General features: G+C 71.1%; 21 protein-coding genes. 16 read left to right on the top strand and 5 right to left on the bottom strand.

The window, feature by feature from the left end; all coding sequences use genetic code 11:
• Positions 1 to 49: 49 nt before the first annotated feature.
• From JJJ14_RS04740 to JJJ14_RS04755, 4 genes are all read left to right on the top strand, one after another.
• Positions 50 to 595 (top strand): hypothetical protein, encoded by a 546-nt coding sequence (locus tag JJJ14_RS04740; RefSeq protein WP_201444813.1) that lies wholly within the window; start codon positions 50 to 52, stop codon positions 593 to 595.
• 78 nt (positions 596 to 673) lie between these two features.
• Positions 674 to 2,323 carry a GTPase HflX gene (hflX, locus tag JJJ14_RS04745; RefSeq protein ID WP_201444814.1) on the top strand — a complete coding sequence of 550 codons (1,650 nt, stop codon included), beginning with the start codon at positions 674 to 676 and terminating at the stop codon, positions 2,321 to 2,323.
• Between the two features lie 8 nt (positions 2,324 to 2,331).
• Positions 2,332 to 4,392 carry an ATP-dependent DNA helicase gene (locus JJJ14_RS04750; RefSeq protein WP_330831701.1) on the top strand — a complete coding sequence of 687 codons (2,061 nt, stop codon included), beginning with the start codon at positions 2,332 to 2,334 and terminating at the stop codon, positions 4,390 to 4,392.
• 118 nt (positions 4,393 to 4,510) lie between these two features.
• The gene (locus JJJ14_RS04755) at positions 4,511 to 5,512 is read left to right on the top strand and encodes an L-lactate dehydrogenase (protein ID WP_004565208.1); all 1,002 of its coding nucleotides are present in this window, start codon (positions 4,511 to 4,513) and stop codon (positions 5,510 to 5,512) included.
• Between the two features lie 73 nt (positions 5,513 to 5,585).
• Here the strand turns inward: JJJ14_RS04755 and lexA are convergent, their stop codons facing one another.
• Positions 5,586 to 6,374, bottom strand: coding sequence for a transcriptional repressor LexA (lexA, locus tag JJJ14_RS04760; protein ID WP_101558393.1), 789 nt, complete (start codon positions 6,372 to 6,374; stop codon positions 5,586 to 5,588).
• A 213-nt stretch (positions 6,375 to 6,587) separates the two neighbouring features.
• Between lexA and JJJ14_RS04765 the strand changes: the two genes are divergently transcribed.
• The 3 genes from JJJ14_RS04765 to JJJ14_RS04775 all read left to right on the top strand — a co-directional run bounded on the left by JJJ14_RS04765 (position 6,588) and on the right by JJJ14_RS04775 (position 9,125).
• Positions 6,588 to 7,337 carry a LysM peptidoglycan-binding domain-containing protein gene (locus JJJ14_RS04765; RefSeq protein ID WP_101558392.1) on the top strand — a complete coding sequence of 250 codons (750 nt, stop codon included), beginning with the start codon at positions 6,588 to 6,590 and terminating at the stop codon, positions 7,335 to 7,337.
• A gap of 107 nt (positions 7,338 to 7,444) precedes the next feature.
• Positions 7,445 to 7,900 (top strand): transcriptional regulator NrdR, encoded by a 456-nt coding sequence (gene nrdR / locus JJJ14_RS04770; protein WP_010614925.1) that lies wholly within the window; start codon positions 7,445 to 7,447, stop codon positions 7,898 to 7,900.
• A gap of 82 nt (positions 7,901 to 7,982) precedes the next feature.
• Entirely contained in the window at positions 7,983 to 9,125 is a 1,143-nt protein-coding gene (locus tag JJJ14_RS04775) for a glycosyltransferase family 4 protein (RefSeq protein WP_201444815.1), read from the top strand.
• Positions 9,126 to 9,187: 62 nt separating this feature from the next.
• Here JJJ14_RS04775 and JJJ14_RS04780 read toward each other — a convergent pair whose 3' ends face one another.
• The gene (locus JJJ14_RS04780) at positions 9,188 to 9,937 is read right to left on the bottom strand and encodes an IclR family transcriptional regulator (protein WP_004565203.1); all 750 of its coding nucleotides are present in this window, start codon (positions 9,935 to 9,937) and stop codon (positions 9,188 to 9,190) included.
• 202 nt (positions 9,938 to 10,139) lie between these two features.
• Here JJJ14_RS04780 and leuC point away from each other — a divergent pair, with 202 nt between their 5' ends.
• The 7 genes from leuC (at position 10,140) to JJJ14_RS04815 (ending at position 18,228) form a co-directional block, all read left to right on the top strand.
• A complete protein-coding gene (gene leuC, locus JJJ14_RS04785) occupies positions 10,140 to 11,633 on the top strand; it encodes a 3-isopropylmalate dehydratase large subunit (RefSeq protein WP_101558390.1) in 1,494 nt (497 codons plus the stop codon).
• A gap of 81 nt (positions 11,634 to 11,714) precedes the next feature.
• The gene (gene leuD / locus JJJ14_RS04790) at positions 11,715 to 12,368 is read left to right on the top strand and encodes a 3-isopropylmalate dehydratase small subunit (protein ID WP_004565201.1); all 654 of its coding nucleotides are present in this window, start codon (positions 11,715 to 11,717) and stop codon (positions 12,366 to 12,368) included.
• 246 nt (positions 12,369 to 12,614) lie between these two features.
• Positions 12,615 to 13,937, top strand: a complete 1,323-nt coding sequence (gene murA / locus JJJ14_RS04795; RefSeq protein ID WP_009747258.1) for a UDP-N-acetylglucosamine 1-carboxyvinyltransferase — start codon at positions 12,615 to 12,617, stop codon at positions 13,935 to 13,937.
• Between the two features lie 123 nt (positions 13,938 to 14,060).
• On the top strand, positions 14,061 to 14,828 hold the full coding sequence (locus JJJ14_RS04800; protein ID WP_201445078.1) for a lysophospholipid acyltransferase family protein: 768 nt from the start codon (positions 14,061 to 14,063) through the stop codon (positions 14,826 to 14,828).
• Complete coding sequence (locus tag JJJ14_RS04805) at positions 14,825 to 15,880, top strand: NAD(P)H-dependent glycerol-3-phosphate dehydrogenase (RefSeq protein WP_201444816.1); 1,056 nt, start codon at positions 14,825 to 14,827, stop codon at positions 15,878 to 15,880. Before JJJ14_RS04800 ends, JJJ14_RS04805 begins: the two co-directional genes overlap by 4 nt.
• Positions 15,881 to 15,965: 85 nt before the next feature.
• Entirely contained in the window at positions 15,966 to 17,132 is a 1,167-nt protein-coding gene (locus JJJ14_RS04810) for a D-alanine--D-alanine ligase family protein (RefSeq protein ID WP_201444817.1), read from the top strand.
• Complete coding sequence (locus tag JJJ14_RS04815; protein WP_201444818.1) at positions 17,119 to 18,228, top strand: thiamine-phosphate kinase; 1,110 nt, start codon at positions 17,119 to 17,121, stop codon at positions 18,226 to 18,228. The genes JJJ14_RS04810 and JJJ14_RS04815 overlap by 14 nt, the downstream gene beginning before the upstream one ends.
• Before the next feature lie 96 nt (positions 18,229 to 18,324).
• Here the strand turns inward: JJJ14_RS04815 and rpmB are convergent, their stop codons facing one another.
• Entirely contained in the window at positions 18,325 to 18,516 is a 192-nt protein-coding gene (rpmB, locus tag JJJ14_RS04820; protein WP_003785965.1) for a 50S ribosomal protein L28, read from the bottom strand.
• Between the two features lie 518 nt (positions 18,517 to 19,034).
• Between rpmB and JJJ14_RS04825 the strand changes: the two genes are divergently transcribed.
• Together JJJ14_RS04825 and JJJ14_RS04830 are read left to right on the top strand one after the other, a co-directional pair.
• On the top strand, positions 19,035 to 20,987 hold the full coding sequence (locus JJJ14_RS04825) for a DAK2 domain-containing protein (protein ID WP_201444819.1): 1,953 nt from the start codon (positions 19,035 to 19,037) through the stop codon (positions 20,985 to 20,987).
• 164 nt (positions 20,988 to 21,151) lie between these two features.
• The gene (locus JJJ14_RS04830) at positions 21,152 to 23,410 is read left to right on the top strand and encodes an ATP-dependent DNA helicase RecG (protein ID WP_201445079.1); all 2,259 of its coding nucleotides are present in this window, start codon (positions 21,152 to 21,154) and stop codon (positions 23,408 to 23,410) included.
• 34 nt (positions 23,411 to 23,444) lie between these two features.
• Here the strand turns inward: JJJ14_RS04830 and rsmD are convergent, their stop codons facing one another.
• Positions 23,445 to 24,005 carry a 16S rRNA (guanine(966)-N(2))-methyltransferase RsmD gene (rsmD, locus tag JJJ14_RS04835; RefSeq protein WP_201444820.1) on the bottom strand — a complete coding sequence of 187 codons (561 nt, stop codon included), beginning with the start codon at positions 24,003 to 24,005 and terminating at the stop codon, positions 23,445 to 23,447.
• Between the two features lie 50 nt (positions 24,006 to 24,055).
• On the bottom strand, positions 24,056 to 24,724 hold the full coding sequence (locus JJJ14_RS04840) for a class II aldolase/adducin family protein (protein ID WP_004565191.1): 669 nt from the start codon (positions 24,722 to 24,724) through the stop codon (positions 24,056 to 24,058).
• Positions 24,725 to 24,810: the final 86 nt, after the last annotated feature.

Below are 24,810 nucleotides of genomic sequence, written 5' to 3' on the forward strand. Positions count from 1 at the left end.
CGAGGTCTACGTCCTCGGGGAGATCCTGCGGGGCCTGGCCGCCCGGGCCATGGCCACAGGTGTGGCGATCATCGGGGCGCTTCGCGTCTCCAGCCCCTGGTTCTGGCCCGGAGTCGCCGGCGGGACCGCACTGGTGCTCTGGTCCTGCTCCCGCGTCCTGCCTGCAGGGACCCTGTGCCTGGCGGTCGGCCGGTGCGCGGGCATCGCCACCCTGATGTGGGTGTGCGCCTTTTTCCTGACCCTGGACTACCTGGTTGCTCCCAGCGCCCACGATGTCCTGGACATGACCCCGACCCAGATCGGCTGGGCGCTCACCGCAGGCGGTATCGGCTGGCCGGTCGTCGCGCTTGTCTGCGGGGCCCATCCGGCGCGGGAACCGAAGGTCTACCGCCGCCGCACCACGCTGGCCGCGGCCTTCGTCGCCCCCACGGCATCCGGTGTCGAGACGGACCGGCTGTGGCACACACTCATCTTGCTCGCCGTGGGGCTCCTCCTCACCCCGCTGCTGGCCCGACGCGCCGCCCGAGTCGGCGGGTGGCCCCACGCGCCCACGGGCAGTACCATCGCCCCCATGTGGATCCTTCGTATGCGCTGAAACGGCGGCCGGCGCCGCTCCCCGCCAGAACCAACGCGCCCCATCGGAGGGGCGCAGGCATACGACGAAGGACATTTTGTGACCCATCACCACTCCACCACCCCCTCCACCCCCGAGGACGCAGCAGACCTCCGCGACTCCCGCGACGACCGCGACGTCCACGAGGGCCGTGACATCCGTGACGTCCGTGACGTTCACGATGTCCATGACGTTGTGGCCCGGGTCCTGTCCCGGACCGGAACCGCCCTGGCCTCCACCGCCGCCCAGCACGAGCACGCCGGTGGCTACGCGGACGGCCTCGACGACGGCGCCCTGGAGCGGGAGGCCCGCGCCGCCCGCCGCCGTGTGGCCGGCCTGTCCACCGAGCTGGAGGACGTCAGCGAGGTCGAGTACCGCCAGGTCCGCCTGGAGAAAGTCGTCCTGGTCGGCCTGGAGCTGCCCCGGACCCACGGCCCGGCCGCCGGCGCACCAGGGGGCAGCGGCCAGGTGCGCGACACCCAGGACGCCGATACCTCCCTGCGCGAGCTGGCCGCCCTGGCCCAGACCGCCGGCAGCGAGGTCCTCGACGCCCTCATCCAGAAGCGCGACCACCCCGATCCCGCCACCTACCTGGGCAGCGGCAAGGCGCGTGAGCTGGCCGACGTCGTGGCCGCGGCCGGCGCCGACACGGTCATCGTCGACGGCGAGCTCGCCCCCTCCCAGCGCCGAGCCCTGGAGGACGTCGTCGGCGTCAAGGTCGTCGACCGCACCGCCCTCATCCTGGACATCTTCGCCCAGCACGCCAAGTCCCGCGAGGGCAAGGCCCAGGTCGAGCTCGCCCAGCTCGAGTACCTTCTGCCGCGCCTGCGCGGATGGGGCGAGTCCATGTCCCGACAGGCCGGAGGCCGCGTGGCCGCCGGTCAGGGCATCGGCTCACGCGGCCCCGGAGAGACCAAGATCGAGCTCGACCGGCGCCGCATCCGCCAGCGCATGGCCCGCCTGCGCCGCGAGATTCAGGCCATGGCGCCCTCACGCGAGACCAAACGGGGCTCGCGCCGGCGCGGTGCCATCCCCTCGGTGGCGATCGCCGGTTACACCAACGCCGGCAAGTCCTCCCTCATGAACCGCCTCACTGAGGCCGGCATCATGGTCGAGGACGCACTGTTCGCCACCCTCGACCCCACCGTCCGGCGGGCCGAGACCTCCGAAGGGCGCACTTATACCCTCACTGACACCGTCGGTTTCGTGCGCAACCTGCCCCACGAGCTCATTGAGGCCTTCCGCTCCACCCTGGAGGAGGTCGCCGGGGCCGACCTCGTGCTGCACGTCGTCGACGCCGCCCACCCCGACCCCCTCAGCCAGGTGGCCGCCGTGCGCACCGTCCTGTCTGAGATCCCCGGCGCCCTGGACGTGCCCGAGCTCATCGTCCTGAACAAGACCGACCTCGCCGACGCCGTCACCCTGGCCGCGCTGCGCACCGGCCTGCCCGGGGCGGTCGCGGTCTCGGCCCGCACCGGGCAGGGGATCGAGGAGCTGCGCGCCCGCATCGAGCAGATGCTGCCCCACCCGCAGGTGAGCATCGACGTCGTGGTGCCCTACTCCCGTGGGGACCTCGTCTCCCGGGTCCACGCCGAGGGGGAGATCGACACAGTCGACTACGTCGAGGCGGGCACTCACGTCGTCGCGCGCGTCGGCGCCGCCCTGGCGGCCGAGATCGAGGGCGCCGCCGCAGGCGTCACCGTCGACTGAGAGGCGCCGTGACCCCGAGCGAGCCGAGCCGCACGGACCGGCCTGACACTGACGGCGCCGGCGACCGCAGGGTCCTGGACGTCCTTGACGCCGCGGTGCGCACCATGGGCGGCAGCCCCCGCCAGGGGCAGACCACCATGGCCCGGGAGGTCGCCCAGACCCTGGCCGACGGCACCCACCTCCTGGTGCAGGCCGGCACCGGGACGGGAAAGTCATTGGGCTACCTGGTGCCCGCCATGGCCCATGCCGTGCAGGCCGGGGCCCGGGTCGTGGTCTCCACCGCCACCCTGGCCCTGCAACGGCAGATCCTCACCAAGGACGCGCCTCTGGCCGCCGATGCCGTCGAGCATGTCACCGGCACCCGCCCCGAAGTTGCCCTGCTCAAGGGCTGGCAGAACTACCTGTGCCGCCACCGCCTGGACGGCGGCTACCCGCCGGAGGAGGACGAGGCCGCGCTCTTCGGCGTCGGGGACGCCATCGCCCAGCCGGCCGCCGGGCACGGGAGCAACGCGAGCCTGGGCGAGCAGGTGGTCCGCCTGCGCGAGTGGGCGGCCAGGACGGATACCGGTGACCGCGACGACCTTGTCCCCGGCGTCTCCCAGCGCGCCTGGGCCCAGGTCTCCGTCTCCCGGGCCGAGTGCCTGGGGCAGTCCTGCCCCCTGAAGTCCGAGTGCTTCCCCGAGCTGGCGCGCGCCGCCGCCTCCCGGGCCGATCTCGTGGTGACCAACCACGCCATGCTCGGCGTGGTCGTGGCCGGCAACCCCGGGGTCCTGCCCGACCACCAGGTCCTCATCGTCGACGAGGCCCACGAGCTGGCCGACCGCATCCGTTCCCAGGGCACCATCGCCCTGTCGGCGGCCGCCGTGGCGCGCACCGCAGCCACCGCCCGCAAGCACGCCTCCGTGCTGGTCAGCGAGCTGGAGTCCGCGGGCCAGACCCTCCAGCTCGCGCTGGCCGAGCTGCCCGACGGCCGCCTGGAGGCGCCCCTGCCCACCGCCCTGCACGACGCGCTCGTGCTCCTGGACGGCGCCGCCCGCCAGGTCGCCTCCGACGTGCGCGACCAGGCCCGCGCCCTGGGCCGCGATCGCTCCAGCGAGGCCGCCGGGGGCCTGGCGGTCGCCCGCACCGCTGTCGCGGACCTGGTCGACGCCCTGGACCGCATGACCTCGGACTCGGTGGCCCAGGGACGCGACGTGGCCTGGATCGAGCGTCCCCGCATGGGTGCCGAGCCCCCGCGCCTCCTCCTGGCCCCCATCGAGGTCGCCGGATCGGTGGCCGGCCACCTGCTCAACGGCCGCGCCAGCGTCATGACGTCGGCGACCCTCGCCCTGGGGGACAGCTTCGACCCCATGGCCCGCTCCCTGGGACTGACCCTGGCCGAGCAGCCCTGGAGAGGTCTCGATGTCGGCTCCCCCTTCGACTACCCCCGTCAGGGCATCCTCTACGTGGCCGCCCACCTGCCCCGCCCCGGCGCCGGCATCTCCGAAGCGGCCCTGGATGAGATGCTCGCCCTGGTCGAGGCCTCCGAAGGCGGCATGCTGGGCCTGTTCTCCTCCAAGCGCGCCGCCCAGGAGGCCGCCGAGGTGCTGCGCGGAGCCACCGACCTGCCCGTCTACGCCCAGGGCGACGACCAGCTGCCCACCCTGGTGCGGGCCTTCGCCGAGGACGAGGCTGCCTGCCTGGTGGGCACCCTCTCGCTGTGGCAGGGCGTGGACGTGCCCGGGCGCACCTGCCGCCTCGTCGTCATCGACCGCATCCCCTTCCCCCGGCCCGACGACCCGGTCGCCCAGGCCCGCACCGACGCCGTCGTGGCCGCCGGCGGCAACGGCTTCATGAGCGTATCGGCCACCCACGCGGCCCTGCTCCTGGCCCAGGGGGCGGGGCGCCTCATCCGCCGCAGCCAGGACCGCGGCGTCGTCGCCGTCCTGGACTCGCGTCTGCGCACGGCGCGCTACGGGGGATTTCTCACCCGCTCCATGCCCGCCCTGTGGCCGACGACGAAGCCCGATGTGGTCCGTGCCGCTCTGAGGCGTCTTGCTCTCCGTTCCGATGCCCCGGGGGAGGAGTGAACCCATCGGCTGGGCCTTTGGGTATGTGCCCCTCGGGAGGATATGCACGTAGGCTTGAGGCGAGCGGGTGCTCGCGCCCCTGCGGTCCTGCCCAGCAGATCCCATCGAGGAGAAGAACGTGTCAGACCACATCACCACTACCGCTGAAGGCTCCTACCCCACCAACCGTTCCGGCCGCCCCTCCAAAGTCGCTGTCATCGGTGCCGGGGCCGTCGGCTCCACCCTCGCCTACGCCTGCGTGACCAAGGGCGTTGCCCGCGAGGTCGTGCTGCAGGACATCGTCAAGGAGAAGGTCGAGGCCGAGGCCCTCGACATCGCCCAGGGAATCCAGTTCACCTCCGCCGGCTCCGTCTCCGGCTCCGACGACCCCGAGATCTGCCGCGACGCGGACGTCATCGCCATCACCGCCGGCGCCAAGCAGAAGCCCGGCCAGTCCCGCCTCGAGCTGGCCGGCGCCACCGTCGGCATCATGGAGAAGATCCTCCCCAAGCTGGTCGAGGTCGCTCCCAACGCGATCTTCGTCCTCGTGGCCAACCCGGTGGACGTGGTCACCTACTGCGCCAAGAAGATCACCGGTCTGCCCGAGAACCAGGTCTTCGGCTCCGGCACGGTGCTGGACACCGCCCGGATGCGGTACCTCATCTCCCTGGAGACCGGCACGGCCGTCCAGAACATCCACGGCTACATCGCCGGTGAGCACGGCGACTCCGAGGTGCCCCTGTGGTCCTCCACCGAGATCGGCGGTGTGCCGATCACCCAGTGGGGCACCACCCTCGACGGCGGCGTGTTCGACGAGTCCAAGCGTGAGCGCATCGCCCACGACGTGGTCCGCTCCGCCTACCGCATCATCGAGGGCAAGGGCGCCACCAACTACGCCGTCGGCCTGGCCGTGCAGCGCATCATCGGCGCCGTCCTCAACGACGAGCAGCGGGTGCTCACCATCTCCCCGCTGCTGGACAACTGGCACGGCATCTCCGACGTATGCATGGCCGTCCCCACGATCGTGGGACGTGAGGGCGCCGGGCGCCGCCTCGAGCTGCCCCTGACCCCCGAGGAGAAGGAGCGCCTGACCGCCTCCGCCGACCACCTGCGCGAGGTCGCGCGCGGCCTGGGCTACTGAGCCACTGGTCTGAAACACGGAAGGACCGCCCCGGTCAACGGGGCGGTCCTTCCGTCATGCGGGCCTGGCGTGCCTACAGGGCGCGCAGCACCGTGACCACCTTGCCCATGATCGTGGCCCGGTCTCCGTCGATCGGGGCGTAGCTGGAGTTACGGGGAAGCAGCCACTGGTGGCCGTCGCGTCGCGAGAGCACCTTGACCGTGGCCGAGGCGCCGTCGACGTCCTCGATCATGGCCGCCACGATCTCACCGTTGGCCGCGTCGGGCTGGGAGCGCACCACCACCCAGTCACCGTCACAGATGGCGGCCTCGATCATCGAGTCCCCGTGCACCTCCAGCATGAAGAGCTCGCCCTCGCCGGTCAGGCGGCGAGGCAGGGCCATGACATCGGTGACCTCCTGCTCCGCCAGGATCGGGACCCCGGCGGCAATCCTTCCCACCAGCGGAACGGCGACCGCCTCCCCGTCCTCGACGCCGGGGACGCTGGGGGAGTCAAGTGAGGTGACGTGAGCGCTGCCGGGGGTGGCCGCGCGGCCGCTCGGTGCGCTGTCGGCGCAGACGACCTCCATCGCCCGAGGCCGATTCGGGTCTCGGCGCACCAGGCCCAGGCGCTCGAGCTTGTCCAGCTGGTGCTTGACGGAGGAGGGACTGGTCAGGCCCACCTGCTCGCCGATCTCACGCAGTGAGGGCGGGTAGCCGTGGGTGGCGATGGCCGCGCGGACGGCCTCATAGACTGCGCGGGCGCGCTTGTCGAGGTCGTTGACGACCTCCGTGACCGCTGCTGCGCTGATCTGCTCAGCACCGCCGGCTCCGGCGTGCGGCATCGGGGTCGATGAGTCGCCCTGGCGTGCTGTGGTGCTCATAGTCCTGGCCCTCCCTGCCGGACAACCCTCAGGCCCGGGGGCGTCAAGGGCGCGGAATAGATGTCGGTGGTCCGTGATCGTCTTGGACATGACCAGCCTACCGGCGACGCGACCACGATTCAAACACATGTTCGAAGACATGCTGGACGTGTTGCCTCTCAGGCGCTAATGTATCGAACAAGCGTTCGTCGAACATGTGTTCAGGAGGTTGCCGTGAGTGCCATCGCCATCCCGCTCCCGTCCCGTCAGGCTTCTCGGGCTCGGAGTGATGAGCCCGTCGCTGGGCCGGCCAGTGGCCGGGCCGGCGGGCAGTCCTCCCGTCGGCCTCGGTTGAGGCTGGTCACTGACGACTTCGTCCCCGAGGCTCCTGTGGGGCGTAGTGTCGAGGGCGCGCAGCGCCCCGGGGTCGCATCCGCTCGTGTCCCGGTGCTGCCGGCAGCGCTGCCAATGCGTCGCCCCGCGGCGCCTGCTGCACTGCGGGGTCGTCGCTCGGAGCTGGAGAGGCTGGCCCCGCGGCACCCGGCGGTGCGTGCCGCTGGGCTGCGACGTAGCGCTCTGCAGGAGGAGGGCCGGAGAGGCGGCGCCGCTCAGCGTCCCGGCAAGGGGGAGCCCGTCCCGTCCCGCCCGCGGGAGGCGGTGGAGACGGAGGTGCGCTCCCCAGGTGGACTGCGGCTTCTTCGTGGCGGTCTTGCGGTCATCGCCGCGGCCCTCGTGCTCGCATGCAGCGGACTGGCCATCGGGGCCCTGGCGGGCATGGCTTGGGCGGGCCCCGCTACGGCGGTTGCCCAGGTGCAGGCGGATACCACCACCACGGTGGTTCGTCCCGGTCAGTCCCTGTGGGACATCGCCGAGGCGAGCGGGACCGCGGACGTCCCGGGGATGGTGGCCCGGATCGCCGAACTCAATGACCTCCAGGGAACGACCATCCGTGCCGGGCAGACGCTGGAGATCCCTGCGGCGTGAGAACTCGTGCACGGATCGCACCTTGAGGCGGGCTTGCGGGGCGGCCCGCCGGGCGTTTACTCTCCGATGGACTGACACGTAGTCCAGTGAGTTCGGAGGTTGTAGGCGTGCACTGCCCCTTCTGCCGTCATGACGGCTCGCGCGTTGTCGACTCCCGGACCGCTGAGGACGGCACCTCCATCCGTCGTCGTCGTGAGTGTCAGCAGTGCGGGCGTCGATTCACCACATTGGAGACCGCCAGCCTGTCGGTCCGCAAGCGCTCCGGCGTCGTCGAGCCCTTCAGTCGTGACAAGGTCGTGGTCGGGGTCAGGCGCGCCTGCCAGGGGCGCCCCGTGTCCGACGATCAGCTCGCGCTTTTGGCGCACCAGGTTGAGGAGGCCATCCGCGCCGGAGGTCAGGCGCTCGTCGACTCCCACGACGTCGGGCTGGCGATCCTGGGCCCCCTGCGTGAGCTGGATCAGATCGCCTACCTGCGCTTCGCCTCGGTCTACTCCTCCTTCGACTCCCTGGAGGACTTCGAGAAGGCCATCGCCGGGCTGCGCAGCGCCGAGGCGGCCTGCTGACGTCACCGGCCGACGAGGGCCTGCGCGGTGTGAGGGTTCTGTCAGGGGCATGCGCCCAAGCAGGACGTGGCAGACTGAGGCAATGCGCGTCCTCATCGTCTCCGACTGCTATGCGCCCAGGCTGGGCGGCATCGAGACTCAGGTGCGGGATCTCGCCCGCAACCTGAGGCTGGCCGGCCACGAGCCCGCCGTCGTCACCGCCACGCCAGTCGGTGACGGTCGTGGCCGCAGCGTCGAAAGGGTCGATGGTTTCCCCGTCTACCGCACCACCGCGCACCTACCTAGTGAGCTGCCCGTTCATCCTCGAGCCGGCCGCGAGCTCGACGACCTCCTGTCCCGCCTGCGCCCCGACGTCGTTCACGCCCACGTCGGCGTCGTCTCACCCTTCGCCTGGTCCGGCATCTCCGCCGCCCGGCGAGCGCGGCTCCCGCTGGCCGTCACCTTCCACTGCGTCCTGGGACCCTGGGCGCGCGTGGCCGGAGCACTGGGGCCCGTCAGTCCCGTGCGGCTGTGGCAGCGCGGCGGCGCCGACCTGACGGCCGTGTCCTCCATGCTCGCCGCCCAGGTCCGCCGCGCCGGTGCTCATGATCCCGTCACCATTCTGCCCAATGGCATCACCGTCGAGGACTGGCACCTGGAGCGTCCCGGTCCCCAGGAACGACGGCCTCACCGGCCGGTCACGGTCGTGGCCTCCCTGCGGTGGGTCGAGCGCAAGCGCCCCCTGCAGGTCGTGCGCGCCTTCGCTCAGGCGGTCAGGAGCACCCCCGGCACCGATGCGATCCTCAAGATCTACGGGGACGGCCCGCTGCGTGAGCGACTCACCCGGGAGGTTGCCGAGTCCGGCCTGGCCGACCGCATCGAGCTCGTGGGGCGCGTCGAGCGCACTGAGCTCGCCCAGGCCTTCACACGCGCAGACATCTACCTGCAGACCTCACCCGCCGAGTCCTTCGGCATCTCCACCCTGGAGGCCCGCAGTGCGGGGCTGGCCGTCGTCGCTATGCGCTCCAGCGGGGTGCGCGACTTCATCACCGATGGCGTCGATGGCCTCCTCGCTGACGACGACGCCGGTCTGGGCCGCGAGCTCGCCACTCTCTTGGGAGACGACGAGCTGCTCGAGCGCATCAAGACCCACAACTACGAGGTCGCCCCCTTGGCCGAATGGGGTGCCGTGGCACAGATGCACGTCGAGGCCTACCGGCGCGCCATCGCCCTGGTCGGTGCCTGAGGGCCTGAGGGGCGGTGGGGTGCCGCAGTCGCCGCGAGGGTGGGAATGAGGTGCGACCTCCGTCAGACGGTACTGGTGTCGGTGAGCACCTCTGAGAGCCGACGCGCCGCGGCCATGACCACGTGTCCGTGAACCCGGCCGGGCTGACGCCCCATCCGCTCGATGGGTCCTGAGATCGAGATCGCGGCCACGACCTTGCCTCCGGGACCGCGTACCGGCGCCGAGACGGAGGCGACCCCGGGCTCGCGCTCCCCAACTGACTGAGCCCACCCCCGACGTCGGACCGCTGAGAGCATGGTGGCGGTGAAGCGGGCTCCTACCAGGCCCCGGTGCAGGCGGTCAGGCTCCTCCCAGGCGAGAAGCACCTGGGCCGCCGAGCCGCCCTGCATGGACATGGTGGCGCCCACGGGAATGGAGTCACGCAGCCCGATCGGGCGCTCGGCATTGGCCACGCAGATGCGCACGTCCCCCTGGCGGCGGTAGAGCTGCGCCGACTCGTGGGTCTTGTCGCGCAGAGCCGCCAGCACCGGCCCGGCGGCGGACAGGAGATGGTCCTCTCCTGCGGCGCTGGCCAGCTCGGTGAGCCTGGGGCCCAGAATGAAGCGTCCCTGGGAGTCGCGGGTGACCAGGCGGTGGAACTCCAGGGCGACCGCGATGCGGTGAGCCGTGGGGCGGGCCAGGTGCGTGGTGGACACGAGCTGGGCCAGGGTCGCCGGCCCCGACTCCAGTGCGCTCATCACCAGGGCTGCCTTGTCGATGACGCCGACGCCGCTGCTGTCGTTCTCCGGGGAGTTCTCTGAGGGGCTGTCCATAATCTGATACTGGCATTTCAAGGTATGAGATTTCAAGTTAGGGTCCGCCAGGGAAGCGGCGCAGTGTCAGCATCCTTCAGGCCAAGGCTATGGCCTCGGATGCGGCGCGGCCGCCTCGTGCGGTCTGCGCGAGTCAGTGGCGTCGTCGGGCGCTGCTGAGTGCGGGCGGATCGGGAACACTGTTGCTGAGAGGATGAAGTCGATGGGAATGACTCTCGCCGAGAAGGTTTGGCGCGATCATGTGGTGTCCAAGGGTAGCGATGGCGCCCCCGACCTGCTGTACATCGACCTTCACCTGGTCCACGAGGTCACCAGCCCCCAGGCCTTCGAGGGGCTGCGACTGGCCGGACGCCCGGTGCGTCGTCCCGACCTGACGATCGCCACCGAGGACCACAACACCCCCACTGTGGACATCGACCTGCCGATCGCCGACGTCACCAGCCGCGCTCAGATCGAGACCCTGCGCGCCAACTGCGCCGAGTTCGGGGTACGGCTGCACTCCCTGGGGGACGCCGACCAGGGGATCGTCCACGCCGTCGGTCCGCAGCTGGGCCTGACCCAGCCCGGCATGACCGTGGTCTGCGGCGACTCCCACACCTCCACTCACGGCGCCTTCGGGGCCCTCGCCTTCGGTATCGGTACCTCCCAGGTCGAGCACGTCCTGGCCACCCAGACCCTGCCCATCGCCCCCTTCAAGACGATGAGCGTCACCATTGACGGGGACCTGCCCTCGGGCAGCGGGGCCAAGGACATCATCCTGGCCATCATCGCCAAGATCGGCACCAACGGCGCCCAGGGGCACGTCATTGAGTACCGCGGGCGGGCCATCGAGCAGCTCTCGATGGAGGCCCGGATGACGATCTGCAACATGAGCATCGAGGGTGGGGCCCGCGCCGGCATGATCGCCCCGGATCAGACCACCTTCGACTACCTCAAGGGCCGTCCTCACGCCCCCGTCGGCGAGGACTGGGACGCCGCCGTGGAGTACTGGTCCAGCCTGCGTACCGATCCCGACGCCGTCTTCGACACCGAGGTGGTGCTGCAGGCCGAGGACATCGAGCCCTTCGTCACCTGGGGAACCAATCCCGGACAGGGCCTGCCGCTGTCCGCGCGGGTCCCCGACCCCGAGGACATCGCCGACGCCACCGAGCGGCTGGCCGCTGAACGGGCCCTGGAGTACATGGACCTCGTTCCGGGAACGCCTCTGCGCGACATCAAGGTCGACACCGTCTTCATCGGCTCGTGCACCAACGGCCGTATCGAGGACCTGCGGGCCGCTGCCGAGGTGGTGCGTGGGCGCAAGAAGGCCGAGGGGCTGCGTATGCTCGTGGTGCCGGCCTCTGCCCGAGTGCGTCTGCAGGCCGAGGCCGAGGGCCTGGACCGGGTCTTCACGAGCTTCGGCGCCGAGTGGCGCAACGCCGGTTGCTCCATGTGCCTGGCCATGAACCCCGACAAGCTCTCCTCCGGGGAGCGTGCGGCCTCCACCTCCAACCGCAACTTCGAGGGGCGTCAAGGAAAGGGTGGACGGACCCACCTCGTCTCGCCCGTCGTCGCCGCGGCCACCGCCGTGCGCGGGGCGCTGTCGGCCCCGGGAGACCTGCCGCCGCGTCCCGAGGCCACGCAGGACTCGGGCGATATCCCGACGGTCCCGGCGATTGCGCCGGTCTCCGCCGCGCATGAGGCAACCGTCCAGTAGGGGCCGGCGCGCAGGAGATGAAGGCATACAGGCGAGGACAGGCCCGGTAGGGGCCGAGTAGAGGCAAGGAGCTCAACGACCGTGGACAAGTTCATCCGACACACCGGCATCGGCGCCCCGTTGCGGCGCAGCGCCGTCGACACCGACCAGATCATCCCGGCGGTGTATCTCAAGCGCATCACCCGCACGGGCTTCGACGACGCCCTGTTCGCCTCCTGGCGGGCCGGTGAGCCCGACTTCATCCTCAACCAGGAGGCCTACAAGCGGGCTTCGGTGCTCGTCGCCGGTCCCGACTTCGGCACGGGCTCCTCGCGCGAGCATGCCGTGTGGGCGCTCAAGGACTACGGCTTCAAGGTCGTCCTGGCCCCCCGCTTCGCCGACATCTTCCGCGGCAACGCCGGCAAGCAGGGACTGGTGGCCGGCGTGGTCTCCCAGGAGGACTGCGAGCAGCTGTGGAAGATCCTCGAGACTGAGCCGGGCACCGAGGTGACGGTGGACCTGGAGAACCGCACGGTCGAGGCCGGTTCCTTCCGGTGTGCCTTCTCCATCGATGACTACGTCCGCTGGATTCTCATGGAGGGGCTCGACGACATCTCCCTGACCCTCACCCAGGAGGACGCCATCCGCGCCTACGAGGAGGCCCGCCCGGCCTTCAAGCCGCGCACCCTGCCGGCCAAGCACCTGCCGGCCCAGGAGGTCGTCTCGGCGCGGGCCGCGGATATGCCTCGACCCTGAGCGGGACCGGGAGCGCTCGCAGCTGGTTCGCGGAAGAGCTCGTCTTGTCAGTTTCATCGGTATTTGCACGGCTTTGGGTGGGATTAATCGGCACTTTCTGTGAGTCGAAGGCCACCTGATACGGCCCTGAAAAAGGTCCTGGGAGCCCCTTCGGTGCGCTTATGCTGGGACGGCCTCGCGCGCCTGCGCGGGGATGGGTGAGCGGCTCACGCGCGCGGCACGCCCAGATGACGCATGGAGGTGTGCATGGTCGACGGTCTGCTCCAGGTCGAGGGTGGTCGCCCGCTGACTGGTGAGATCACCGTCCGCGGAGCCAAGAACCTGGTTCCCAAGGCGATGGTGGCGGCGCTGCTGGGGTCGACTCCCTCAGTGCTGCGCAACGTCCCGCTCATTCGTGACGTCGACGTGGTCTCGGGGCTGCTGAGCCTGCACGGAGTGAGCATCGACTACGACCAGCGCGAGGGCATCCTCCAGCTGGACCCGTCCAAGGTCGAGTCGGCCCACATGGCCGACATTGACGCGCACGCCGGCTCCTCGCGCATCCCGATCCTCTTCTGCGGTCCGCTCCTGCACCGCCTGGGGGAGGCCTTCATCCCCGATCTGGGCGGGTGCCGCATCGGTGACCGCCCCATCGACTTCCACCTGGAGATCCTGCGCCAGTTCGGCGCCGCGGTCGACAAGCAGGCCCAGGGCATCCGGCTCACCGCGCCGCACGGTCTCAAGGGCACCGTCATCGAGCTTCCCTACCCCTCGGTCGGAGCCACCGAGCAGACCCTGCTCACCGCTGTGCGCGCGCACGGACTGACCGAGCTGCGCAATGCCGCCGTCGAGCCCGAGATCATGGACCTGGTCGACGTCCTGCAGAAGATGGGCGCCATCATCTCGGTGGACACCGACCGCACCATCCACGTCGAGGGCGTCGACGAGCTGTGCGGCTACACCCACTCGGCCCTGCCGGACCGCATCGAGGCCGCCTCCTGGGCCTCGGCCGCCCTGGCCACTCGCGGGGACGTGTTCGTGCGTGGAGCCCACCAGAGCCACATGACCACCTTCCTCAACACCTTCCGCAAGGTGGGGGGCGCCTTCGACGTCACCGATGAGGGCATCCGCTTCTACCACCCCGGCGGTGACCTGAAGTCGATCGTGGTGGAGACCAACGTCCACCCCGGCTTCATGACCGACTGGCAGCAGCCCCTCGTCGTGGCGCTCACCCAGGCCCAGGGCCTGTCCATCGTCCACGAGACCGTCTACGAGAACCGCTTCGGCTTCACCGGTGCCCTGTGCAAGATGGGGGCCACCATCCAGGTCTACCGCGAGTGCCTGGGCGGTACCGAGTGCCGCTTCGGCCAGCGCAACTTCTACCACTCCGCGGTCATCTCCGGGCCCACGCCGCTGACCGGTGCCGACATCGTCGTGCCCGACCTGCGCGGCGGCTTCTCCCACCTCATCGCGGCCCTGACCGCCGAGGGCACTAGCCGGGTCGAGGGCGTCAACCTCATCGACCGCGGCTACGAGCACTTCATGTCCAAGCTGGAGTCCCTCAACGCCGCCGTCACCCGCCTGGCCTGAGGCGGGCCGGTCCCTGCCCGAGGATTCGCGAGGCCAGGGCCGTGCGGGCCGTGGGCCCGGCTCGGACGGCCGCGTTCAGAGCGCTGAAGCGGATAGAGTTCACCCGTGCCTGCAACACGCCCCATGACCCCGTTCTACCGCTTCGCCGCGCGCGGGGCGATCATCCCGTTCCTCAAGATGGTCTCCCGGCAGACAGTGAGCGGTCTGGAGAACATCCCCCGCGAGGGCGGCTTCATCGCCGTGGCCAACCACCTGACCGACCTCGACTCGCTCACGGCCATGCGAGCCCTGGTCGATGCTGATGTCCCCGTCTACTCGCTGGCCAAGTCCACTCTGTTCAAGGTACCGGTGCTCGGCTCCATCCTGCGGGCAGGCGGCCAGATCCCGGTTCAGCGGGGCACCCAGAACGCGGCCACGGCCCTCAAGGCCGCCAGTGAGGTCCTGGCCGACGGCGGCGCCATCATGATCTTCCCCGAGGGCACGCTCTCCCGCGACCCCCTCAAGTGGCCAATGGTGGCCAAGACCGGGGCGGCCCGGCTGGCCATGACCAGTGGCGCCCCCGTCCTGCCCATGGGGCAGTGGGGGGCCCACGAGATCCTGGACACCTACGGGCGTTCCTTCCACCCCTTCCCTCGTAAGGACGTGCGCGTCACCATCGGTGAGCTCATGGACCTGTCCCGCTTCGGGCAGGACACCCAGGACCGCGAGGCCGTGCGCGCCTGCACCGCCGAGATCATGCGGGCCATCACCGCCCTGGTTGAGGAGCTTCGCGGCGAGAAGGCCCCCCGCCCCTTCGACATGCACTACGACGGAGACCCCGGCAAGGGGAAGATCGGTGTGCGCCGTCCCGACCCGCTGCCCGAGGCGGACATTCAGGAGGAGGACCAGTGAGCGGCGTCGATCCCGCAACGAGTGCGCCGCTGCGCCCGGCCGCGGCCGTCATCGGCTCAGGAGCCTGGGGCACCACCTTCGCCAGCCTCCTGGCCCAGGCCGGCACTCCCACGACGATCTGGGCCCGGCGCCGGGAGGTGGCCGAGGAGATCAATGCCGGCACCAACGAGCGCTACGTCCCCGGTCACCGTCTGCCGCAGGGCCTGAAGGCGACCACCGATCTGGCCCAGGCCGTCACGGGGGCGAGTGTCGTCGTCGTGGCCGTGCCCTCCCAGGAGGCCCGGAGGGTCCTGGAGCCCCTCAGGGGCGCCCTGGCCGACGACGCCGTGGCCGTCTCCCTCATGAAGGGCGTCGAGCTGGGTACCGGGCTGCGCATGAGCGAGGTCCTGGCTGAGGCCCTGAGCATCGACCCCTCCCGCGTCGTGGTCGTCTCCGGCCCCAACCTCGCCGACGAGATCGCTGCGGGCCAGCCCACCGCCACCGTCGTGGCTGCCGACGACGAGCAGGTCGCCGCCCGGATCGCCTCCTTGTGCGCCACCGGCACCTTCCGTCCCTACACCAACACCGACGTCCTGGGCGTCGAGCTGTGCGGGGCGGTCAAGAACGTCATCGCCCTGGCCGTCGGCGCGGCCGCGGGCCGGGGCCTGGGGGACAACTCCAAGGCCACGATCATCACCCGGGGCCTGGTGGAGATCACCCGGCTGGGCCTCAAGCTCGGGGCTCGCCCGGAGACCTTCTCCGGGCTGGCCGGCATGGGGGATCTGGTGGCCACCTGCTCCTCGCCCTTGAGCCGCAACCAGACCTTCGGCCGCCACCTCGGCGAGGGGATGAGCGTGGCCGAGGCCGCTGCGGCCTCCCGGGGCGTGGCCGAGGGCGCCAAGTCGGCCCGCGCCGTCCTGGACCTGGCCCGGGCCCACGGCGTGGACATGCCCATCACCGCCGGGGTCGTCACCGTCGTCGAGGGCGCCGCCAGCGTTGCGCAGGTCACTGACGCGCTGTTGGCTCGTCCCCGCAAGTCCGAGGGCGTGCACGCGGCACCGTCGCAGGCCTAGCCTCCCAGGGGTGTGGAGGCCTGCTTTATCCCGGGTTCGTTGTGCATTATCAGTATGTCGGGCGCAGCGCGGTAGCGTGGGACCTATGACAGCCCTCCAGGAAACCGGCCCCTCCGTGCCCAGTTCTCACAAGCCCACCGTGCGTGTTGCCGTCGTCTTCGGCGGACGCAGCGGTGAGCACACGATCTCCTGCGCCACCGCCGCCGGTGTCCTGTCAGCCATCGACCGCGACCGCTACGAGGTCCTTCCGGTGGGCATCACCCCCGAGGGCCAGTGGCTGCTCGTCGAGGACGATCCGGCCGCCCTCGAGCTCAGCGATAACCGCCCCCCGGTGACCATCACCGCCGAGGGCCTGGGACGCGGGAGGCTCACCGCACCCCTGGGAGGCGGAGAGCTCACGGTGCTCGGCCCCACGGGGCCTGAGATCCTGGGGCGGGTCGACGTCGTCCTGCCGCTGCTGCACGGGCCCTACGGCGAGGACGGGACCATCCAGGGCATGCTGGAGATGATGGGCATTCCCTACGTCGGCTGCGGGGTGCTGGCCAGTGCCGCGGGCATGGACAAGCAGGTCACCAAGGTGCTCCTGGGGGCCGCGGGCATCGCCACGGCGCCGCACGTCGTCGTCGGCCCCCATGCCTGGAAGCGCGACCCCGAGGCGATCCTGGAGGCCTGCCGGTCCCTGACCTACCCCCTGTTCGTCAAGCCCGCCCGCGCCGGCTCCTCCCTGGGCATCAGCAAGGTCGACCGCCCCGAGGACCTGGCCGGGGCCATCGAGGCGGCCCGCGCGGTCGACCCCAAGGTCCTCGTGGAGAGCGGCATCGTGGGACGCGAGGTCGAGGTCGCCGTCCTTCAGGGCCGCGGCGACGACGCCCCCCGGGTGGCCGAGCCCGGCGAGATCGCCATGGACGCCTCCCAGGGCGCAGGCGAGTTCTACGACTACGAGACCAAGTACCTGGCCCACGACGCCGTGGCCATGGTGTGCCCGGCGCGCATCGGCCCCGAGGCGCGCGATCTCCTCATGGACACCGCCGCCCGGGCCTTCGAGGCGCTCGGCTGCGAGGGACTGGCCCGGGTCGACTTCTTCCTCACCGATGCCGGTGAGGCAGTCGTCAACGAGATCAACACGATGCCCGGATTCACCCCCTTCTCCATGTACCCCTACATGTGGCAGGTCTCCGGACTGGGCTATACCGAGCTGGTCTCCGAGCTCATCGAGCTGGCCGTGGCCCGCTCCACCGATGTCAACCGCTGAGCCTGCCCCGGCCGGCGCAGAGGCAGCGGGGCAGGGCGCGCGGGTCGGTGACCTCAGCGAGGAGGAGCTCCTCGCCGTCATCACCCCCCTCCTGCCCCGCGGCCCGCAGACCCCCGTCGGCACGGGGGACGACTGCGCGGTCCTGTCCTTCCCAGACTCGCGAACGGCCGTGAGCACCGACGTCCTGGTCGAAGGGCGTCACTTCCGCACCCAGTGGTCCACGGGCCGCGACGTCGGGGTCAGGGCCGCAGCCCAGAACCTGGCTGACGCCGCCGCCATGGGGGCCAGGCCCGTCGCGCTCGTCGTCGGCCTGGTCATGCCCGCGTCCACCCCGGTCGGCTGGGTACGGGACTTCGCCCGAGGACTGGCCCAGGGCTGTGAGCCCTGCGGGGCGGGCGTCGTGGGCGGTGACCTCAGTGGCGGTGACTCGCTGATCGTGTCCGTCACGGTCCTGGGCGACCTCGAGGGCAGAGCCCCGGTTCTGCGAAGCGGAGCCCGGCCCGGCGACGCCGTGGTGCACGTCGGAACCCTGGGGCGCAGCGCAGCGGGACTCGCCCTGCTCAGTGCGGGCTCTGACTGCGCATCAGGTTCGGGAGCCGTTGTTCCTTCAGGTCAGGAGCACCCACAGGCTTGGGCCTGCATCGAGGCCTTCCGCGCCCCCATCCCGCCCCTGGCTGCGGGCCGCGACCTGGCATGGGCCGGCGCCACCTCCATGCTGGACGTCTCCGACGGGCTGCTGCGGGATGCCGGTCGGATCGCCCGTGCCAGCGGCGTCGTCATCGACCTCGACGATCCTGGCGACCTGCCGGACGCGTCCTTCCTCGAGCCGGTGGCTGCGCTCGTGAGCGGCTGTGACGGATCGGCCGCTCACGCCCTGGCCCGCAGCTGGCTGCTCACCGGGGGAGAGGACCACGGACTGCTTGCCACCGTCCCGGCACACGCACTTGATCGGCTGCCCGCCGGCGCCCGGGTGATCGGCCGGGTCCTGAGCCCGCAGTCCTCACCGGCCCGGGTGCTGGGGCACCGACCGGGTGTCCTGCTGGCAGGAGAACCCGCGCAGGAGCACACCGGATGGGACCACTTCTCCCACACATGACGGGCCGTCACTCGTTGAGGGACACGGGGTACGATAAAGGCCGCCGACTGCTTGCGCAGCGACGGCCTCGTGCTCGAAGGACTCGAGATGATGCGCTCAGATGTTGCGCGTCACCTTCCCGGCCTTGAGGCAGGACGTGCACACGTTGAGGCGCTTGGGGGCGCCATTGACGAGAGCACGCACACGCTGGATGTTGGGGTTCCACCGGCGGTTGGTCCGCACGTGGGAGTGCGAGACGCTCTTGCCGAAGATGGGGCCCTTGCCGCAAACGTCGCACACAGCAGCCACGGTCTCACTCCTGATCTTCAATGCTTCAACGCTCAGGCTGATGCCTGGCGCCAGGTCTTACCGCCCAGGCGTGAGGCGCCGGGCAACCCGAACACAATAGCGGACCCGTGTGCGGCGCCCCAAGCCGCCTTGGCGTGCGTTCGGGCACATGCTGCCCTGTATGGAACCCGAGGAGTAAGGGTAGAGTGAGTCGATAGTGTGTTGCATCTCACTGATCGAAGAACGTGTGTCTCAGGTGGATGTGGTGGTAGCGGCCTGACCAGCGTGCCGGTGGCCTGAGTGCCCTTTCGGCTCTGCGTCGCTGAGAGCACGGTCCTTGTCCGTGCGCCTCGCTCCGGTGGGAGGAATGTGCCTGGGACGGTACTCTAAAACCACATATCAAACCGAAGGCTCGGCCCAGCCATGAACCAGGCTCGCTGAACGCCTGCACATATGCAGATCATGCAATGGAACAGAAGGTGTTCGCAGCGTGACACACATGGTGTGCTGGTCGTAGCCGGGACCCAGGGGAGGCGAAGATGGCGCAGTCTCAAGGACATCGCCCCGTTACCCCTGTCTCAGAGGCCCATGTGCTGCAGGGGGCCGCAGTGCGGCGCTGGATTGCGCTGGCGGAGATCGTTGCCGATCAGACCCGGGACCTCGTCGATGTCCTCAATGTCTTCCCCGTGCCGGACGCAGATACCGGAACCAACGTCCTGCTCACCCTGCGCTCGGCCTCCGACGCCCTCCACCGACTGGGCCGGGCCGCTGATGCCGCTCAGGTGGCCCGCGCTGCAGCCGACGGCGCCGTCCGGGGAGCCCGAGGGAACTCGGGTCTTCTGATCTCCCAGGCCCTGGCCGCCTTCGCGGACGTCTGCGCCGAGGCCCCCGACCCCACCGGCCTGCGTCCCGTCGAGCTTGTCCACGTCTACGAGGCCATGGCGGACACCACCTGGGCCGCGGTCTCACGCCCTGTCTCGGGGACCCTGCTGTCAGTCGCCCGGGACGCGGCCACGGCGGCCCGCTCCGCCCTGGAGGAGGCGACGGCGAGCTCGCCCGCCACCCTGAGCCTCATCGCCGCCGCCGCCGCCTTCGGCGCCCAGGAATCCGTTGTGGAGACCTCCGGCCTCGGACACGGCCCGGTGGATGCCGGGGGAGCGGCCTTCATGCTGCTGCTGACCTGCCTGTCGGACACCATCGACGCGATGCAGGACGCCGGCCGCGGGGCGACTGAGGCCCCAGAGCTGCGTCAGGGCCACGAGGACGCCGACGAGCACGCCCCCTACACCGCCGTCGCCCGCCAGATGCTCACCGATCTGGCCGCCGGCGGGGTTCCGCACAGCGTCGGTCCCGAGCCCCTGGGCATGTCCACCGGCGAGTTCGAGGTGATGTACCTGCTGGAGGCGACCGCGGTCCAGGCCGGTCAGCTGCGTCGGGATCTGGAGCGCATCGGCGACTCCGTGGGCGTCGTCGGTACCCCGGACGCCCTGGGGGTGGGCCTCTACCAGGTCCACGTCCACACCGACACCCCGCGTGCCGCACTGCCGCACGCGGGCCGTGCCCGGCAGATCTGCATCCACCACCTCCACCCCACAGCCCTGGTGAGCCCCACGGACGAGCCGCCCTCTCCGTGGGAGGCGTTCGACTCCGACCCCACGGGGCACGTGGTCTCCTTCGAGCGCCTGGCTGCGCGCCGGGCCGAGCGCAAGGCGCAGTCGGTGCGCATGCACCCCTCCCAGGCGGCCGCCCCCCGTCCCGCACCGGCGCAGGCCCCGCATCTGGCCGTGCGCTCACGGCAGTCCGGCGTCGGTGTCATCGCCTGTACCCGGGCTCCCGGGCTCATCGAGCAGCTCGCCCGCTCCGACGCCGCCGTCGTCCTCAACCCGGACCGGGAGGGGATCGCCCGCGCCGCAGCGGACCTGGGGTCCTCCCAGGTCATCGTGCTGCCCTGTGATGCCGCCTGCACCGAGGCGGCCCACGATGCCGCCCGCTTCCTGGCGGCCCGCTCCGCCGTCTCCACCGTCCGCCCTCCGGTGGGTACCACCCGCAAGACGGGCGCCGCTCGAGAGACCGCCCGCGCCGGGGTGGCCTCGGAGCGCTATGAGGCCGAGGGCATTCAGCTCCTCGTGTGCGACACCGACGACGAGGCCCGGGTCCTGGCGGCCGCCGTCGCGCTGGCGGGCCGCAGCGAGGACGCCGAGCTGACCGACCTGGCCCGTCGCGCCTGGAGCGCCGCCGCGGGCCTGCGCACCTTCGCCCTCAACGGAGCCCAGGCCGACGGTGAGGCCGTGGCTCGCGCCGTGGCCTCGGCGCTGCGCCCCTCCGACGAGCTCCTGACCGTCATCACCGGCCGCAACGCCGGTCGCGACGTCGGTGCCCTGGCCGCCAGCGCGGCGGTGGGAGTCCGGGGACAGGTGGTCGGCGAGGACGTGGAGGTCGCTGTCCATGCCGGAGGGCAGGAGCACCCCGACGTCCTCATCGCCATCGAGTAGCCCTCTCTGCGCGCTGCCATGTCTCGAGGCGCTCGCATATGCAAGCGCCTCGGGTCATGAAGGGCTCCCAGGCTCCTTCGTCATAGGGTGGGGCCGTGTCCGGCTCGTCTGATCGCTCAACCCGCACGCCCCGTCCCGGCAGCGTCGGCCTGCTCGAGCGTCCCGTGACCCGGCTCGTGGGCAAGCGCACGGCCGCACAGCTCGCCAAGCAGGGGGTGGAGACCGGGGCGGACCTGCTGCGCCTGCTGCCCCGGCGCTACGACACCTGGGGGGAGCTGACCGATATGCGCACCCTCGTCGAGGGTGAGCAAGCCACCATCCAGGCCCAGGTCGTGCGCGCCTCCTCCCGGCGCACCCGCTCCGGACGGGTCCCGGCCCTTATGGAGGCCACCGTTACCGACGGCGCCTCCACCATGGACCTCGTCCAGTTCGGTGCGGCCGGCCAGATGCGCGCCCGAGCCGCTCAGCTGGCCCCCGGAACCACCGTCCTGCTCAGCGGCAAGGTGGGATTCCACCGTGGACGCAAGCAGCTGTCCAACCCGCGCCTGTACGTCCTCGACGAGCTCGATGAGGACGAGCGCGCGGCCCTGCTGGCCCGACCCATGCCCATCTACCCCGGCACGGAGGCCCTCCCGTCCTGGCTGGTGGCCAAGGCGGTGCGCAGCGTCCTGGACCAGCTGGAGCCGGGCGACGTCGCCGACCCCCTCCCCGAGGAGCTGCGGCGCGAGGCGGAGCTGGTCGACGCCTACACCGCCTACCGCTGGGTGCACCGGCCCGAGGACTCCGGGCAGTGGAAAGCCGCCCGGAAACGGCTGCGCCACGAGGAGGCCCTCATCCTGCAGGTCGCCCTGGCCCAGCGTCGAGCCCATCATGAGGCGACATGCACCGCGGTCGCCTGGCCCGTACCGGAGGCGGAGGGCTCCCTGAGAGCGGACCTCGACGCCCGCCTGCCCTACGACCTGACCGCCGGGCAGAAGCGGGTCGGTGAGGAGATCTCCGCCGACCTGGCCCGCACCGTTCCCATGCAGCGCCTTCTTCAGGGCGACGTGGGAAGTGGAAAGACCCTCGTGGCCCTGCGCGCCATGCTCCAGGTGGTTGGAGGCGGCGGGCAGACCGCCCTCCTGGCCCCCACCGAGGTCCTCGCCGCCCAGCACCACTCCTCACTGGAGGCGGTCCTGGGGCCCATGGCCCGCCTCGGGATGCTTGGCGGCGCTGAACGCGCCACCCGCGTCCACCTGCTGACCGGCTCCACCCCCGCCGCTCAGCGCCGTCGGATCCTCACTGGGCTGGCCGCCGGTGAGCCGGCGATCGTCGTGGGTACCCACGCCCTGCTGTCCGACACGGTGCAGATCCCCTTCCTCGGCCTGGTCGTCGTCGATGAGCAGCACCGTTTCGGCGTCGCCCAGCGTGACGCCCTGCGTGAGCGCGGCGGTCTGACCGACCCAGTCACTGGACAGACCCACACGCCCCACCTCCTGGTTATGACCGCCACCCCGATCCCGCGCACCATCGCCATGACGGTCTTCGGAGACCTGGCCACCTCCGTCCTGGACGAGCTGCCCGCCGGGCGCAGCGCCGTACCCACCCACCTCGTCCCGTGGTCGCGCACCTCCTGGGTGGAGGGCATCTGGCGGCGCGCCGCCAAGGAGGTCGCCTCCGGGGGGCGGGTCTACGTCGTGTGCCCCCGGATCGAGGTCGACGACGAGCCCCGACAGGCGCCGATGGACGGCGCGGCGGCTGTCGAGACCGATGACGGGCCGAAGCAGGAGGCGCTCGCGGAGGAGGGGGACGGCTCGCATCCCGACCGCCCGCTGGCCGCTGTCGAGGACTGGAGGCAGCGACTGACCGGTGAGCCCGCTCTGGGGGGTATCGGCGTCGGGGTTCTCACTGGACGCATGAGTGGTGAGGACAAGGCGGCCGCCATGGCCGACTTCGCCTCGGGCAACACCCCGGTCCTGGTGTCCACCACTGTCATCGAGGTGGGGGTGGACGTGCCCGAGGCCTCCATGATGGTCATCCTGGATGCCGAGCGCTTCGGACTGTCCCAGCTCCACCAGCTGCGCGGGCGGGTCGGGCGTGGCAGCAGGCCGTCCCTGTGCGTGGCGGTCACCGGTGCACAGGTCGGCTCCACCGCCTTCCACCGGCTCAAGGCCTTCGCCTCCACCACGGACGGATTCGCGCTGGCCGAGGCCGACCTCGAGCTGCGCAGCGAAGGTGACGTCCTGGGGGCCTCGCAGTCGGGGCGCACCTCCGGGCTGGACCTGCTGCGCGTGACCCGCGATGCCCGCCTCATTGCCACCGCGAGGCGTCAGGCCGAGCGGATCGTGGCCGCCGATCCTCAGCTGAGCGACCACCGGGCCCTGGCCGCAGCGATCGTCGAGCGCCTCGATGAGGAGTCCCAGGCCTTCCTCGAAAGAGCCTGAGGCGCCAGGATACGGGCCGAGGAGCGTCCCCGGCTCAGGCCGGCTCGGCGAACCAGACCGTGGTCTCGCCGTACCGCTTGTCCGCGAAGCGCTCCAGCCCCGCCGGCCAGGTGGGTTCCGGTGAGCGCGTCGAACGCTCGACGACGACGACGGCGCGCGGCGCCAGCCACGGATCCTCGCTGCGGACCAGGGCAGTGAGGATCGCGGTGAGCTCCTCCTCGCTCAGCTCGTAGGGAGGATCGATCAGCACCAGGTCCGCCGGAGCGCCCGCCGGGCCGGCCAGGAAGGCGGCCGCCTTCGCGGTCACCGCCGATACCCCCCTCAGGCCCAGTGAGCGGATGTTGCGTCGGCAGGTCTGCGACGCACCGCGCGAGGAGTCCACGAGCGTGACCTCGCCGGCTCCCCGGCTCGCGGCCTCCAGGCCCAGGGCCCCCGAGCCTGCGCACAGATCCAGCACCCGGGCGCCGTCGAGCACCCCGTAGTGGTCCAGGCGGGCGAAAAGAGCCTCGCGGACGCGCTCGGAGGTGGGGCGCGTCCCGGACCGGGGCACCTCGATCCTGCGTCCGCCCACGGTTCCGGCCACGATCCTCGTCATGGGGAAGACCCTACCCGGCCCGCAGACTGTGTCCCCTGTGGCCGCGGCGCTCAGCCCTCCTCGGCCGGGGCGTGCTGACCGTAGCCGGTGTCCCGGATCTTGCACGCGACCGCCTCGATCTGCTCATCGGTGAGGATCTTGGGGGTGCCGACGGCGAGCGTGCGCAGATAGAGCTCGCAGACCCACTCCAGTTCCTGGGCCAGGACGTAGGTGGAGGCCAGGTCCGGGCCGGTCACCACGGATCCGTGGTTGCTCATGAGGGCCGCGGTGCGTCCCTTAAGGGCCTTGGCGACATTGGCGGCCAGCTCGGGGGAGCCGTAGATGGCGTAGTCGGCCACCCGCACGTCGCTGCCGCCGAACATGCAGATGTAGTAGTGCACGGCCGGGAGCGCGCTCACGCCCTCGAGGCTGGCCACGGTAGTGGCCGCATAGGAGTGGGTGTGCACAACCGACATCTGTCCGGTCGCCCGCAGCGCGGTCAGGTGCAGGTCCAGCTCGCTGGCGGGCTTGAGCGGCCCCTCGACCTGCTTGCCGGTGGCGTACTCGACCACGGCGACCAGGTCGGGGCGCATCTCCTGGTAGGGCAGCCCCGAGGGGGTGATGGCGACCAGGTCCCCCTCCCGAACGGACAAGTTGCCGGCGGTGCCGACGACCAGGCCGTCGTCGGACAAGTGGGAGCAGGCATCGGCGATCTGCTGTCGAGCGTCGTTGAGAAGCATGATGGGCTCTTTCCCCGGGGCGTACCGCTGCGCGCCCCGTTGCGTCAGAAGTGGTACCGAGGCATCGTCTCATGTTGGCGCTCTCA

Origin of the sequence: Actinomyces sp. HMT 175 (genome assembly GCF_016694895.1) — a bacterium.
Taxonomy (GTDB): domain Bacteria; phylum Actinomycetota; class Actinomycetes; order Actinomycetales; family Actinomycetaceae; genus Actinomyces; species Actinomyces oris.

Coding starts and splice junctions, on each gene's coding strand:
- JJJ14_RS04740 (WP_201444813.1), top strand. CDS start 50: ATGGCCACAGGTGTGGCGATCATCGGGGCGCTTCGCGTCTCCAGCCCC.
- lexA (WP_101558393.1), bottom strand. CDS start 6,374: ATGAGCACCACAGCACGCCAGGGCGACTCATCGACCCCGATGCCGCAC.
- JJJ14_RS04775 (WP_201444815.1), top strand. CDS start 7,983: ATGCGCGTCCTCATCGTCTCCGACTGCTATGCGCCCAGGCTGGGCGGC.
- JJJ14_RS04780 (WP_004565203.1), bottom strand. CDS start 9,937: ATGGACAGCCCCTCAGAGAACTCCCCGGAGAACGACAGCAGCGGCGTC.
- leuC (WP_101558390.1), top strand. CDS start 10,140: ATGGGAATGACTCTCGCCGAGAAGGTTTGGCGCGATCATGTGGTGTCC.
- murA (WP_009747258.1), top strand. CDS start 12,615: ATGGTCGACGGTCTGCTCCAGGTCGAGGGTGGTCGCCCGCTGACTGGT.
- JJJ14_RS04800 (WP_201445078.1), top strand. CDS start 14,061: ATGACCCCGTTCTACCGCTTCGCCGCGCGCGGGGCGATCATCCCGTTC.
- JJJ14_RS04810 (WP_201444817.1), top strand. CDS start 15,966: ATGACAGCCCTCCAGGAAACCGGCCCCTCCGTGCCCAGTTCTCACAAG.
- JJJ14_RS04815 (WP_201444818.1), top strand. CDS start 17,119: ATGTCAACCGCTGAGCCTGCCCCGGCCGGCGCAGAGGCAGCGGGGCAG.
- JJJ14_RS04825 (WP_201444819.1), top strand. CDS start 19,035: ATGGCGCAGTCTCAAGGACATCGCCCCGTTACCCCTGTCTCAGAGGCC.
- rsmD (WP_201444820.1), bottom strand. CDS start 24,005: ATGACGAGGATCGTGGCCGGAACCGTGGGCGGACGCAGGATCGAGGTG.
- JJJ14_RS04840 (WP_004565191.1), bottom strand. CDS start 24,724: ATGCTTCTCAACGACGCTCGACAGCAGATCGCCGATGCCTGCTCCCAC.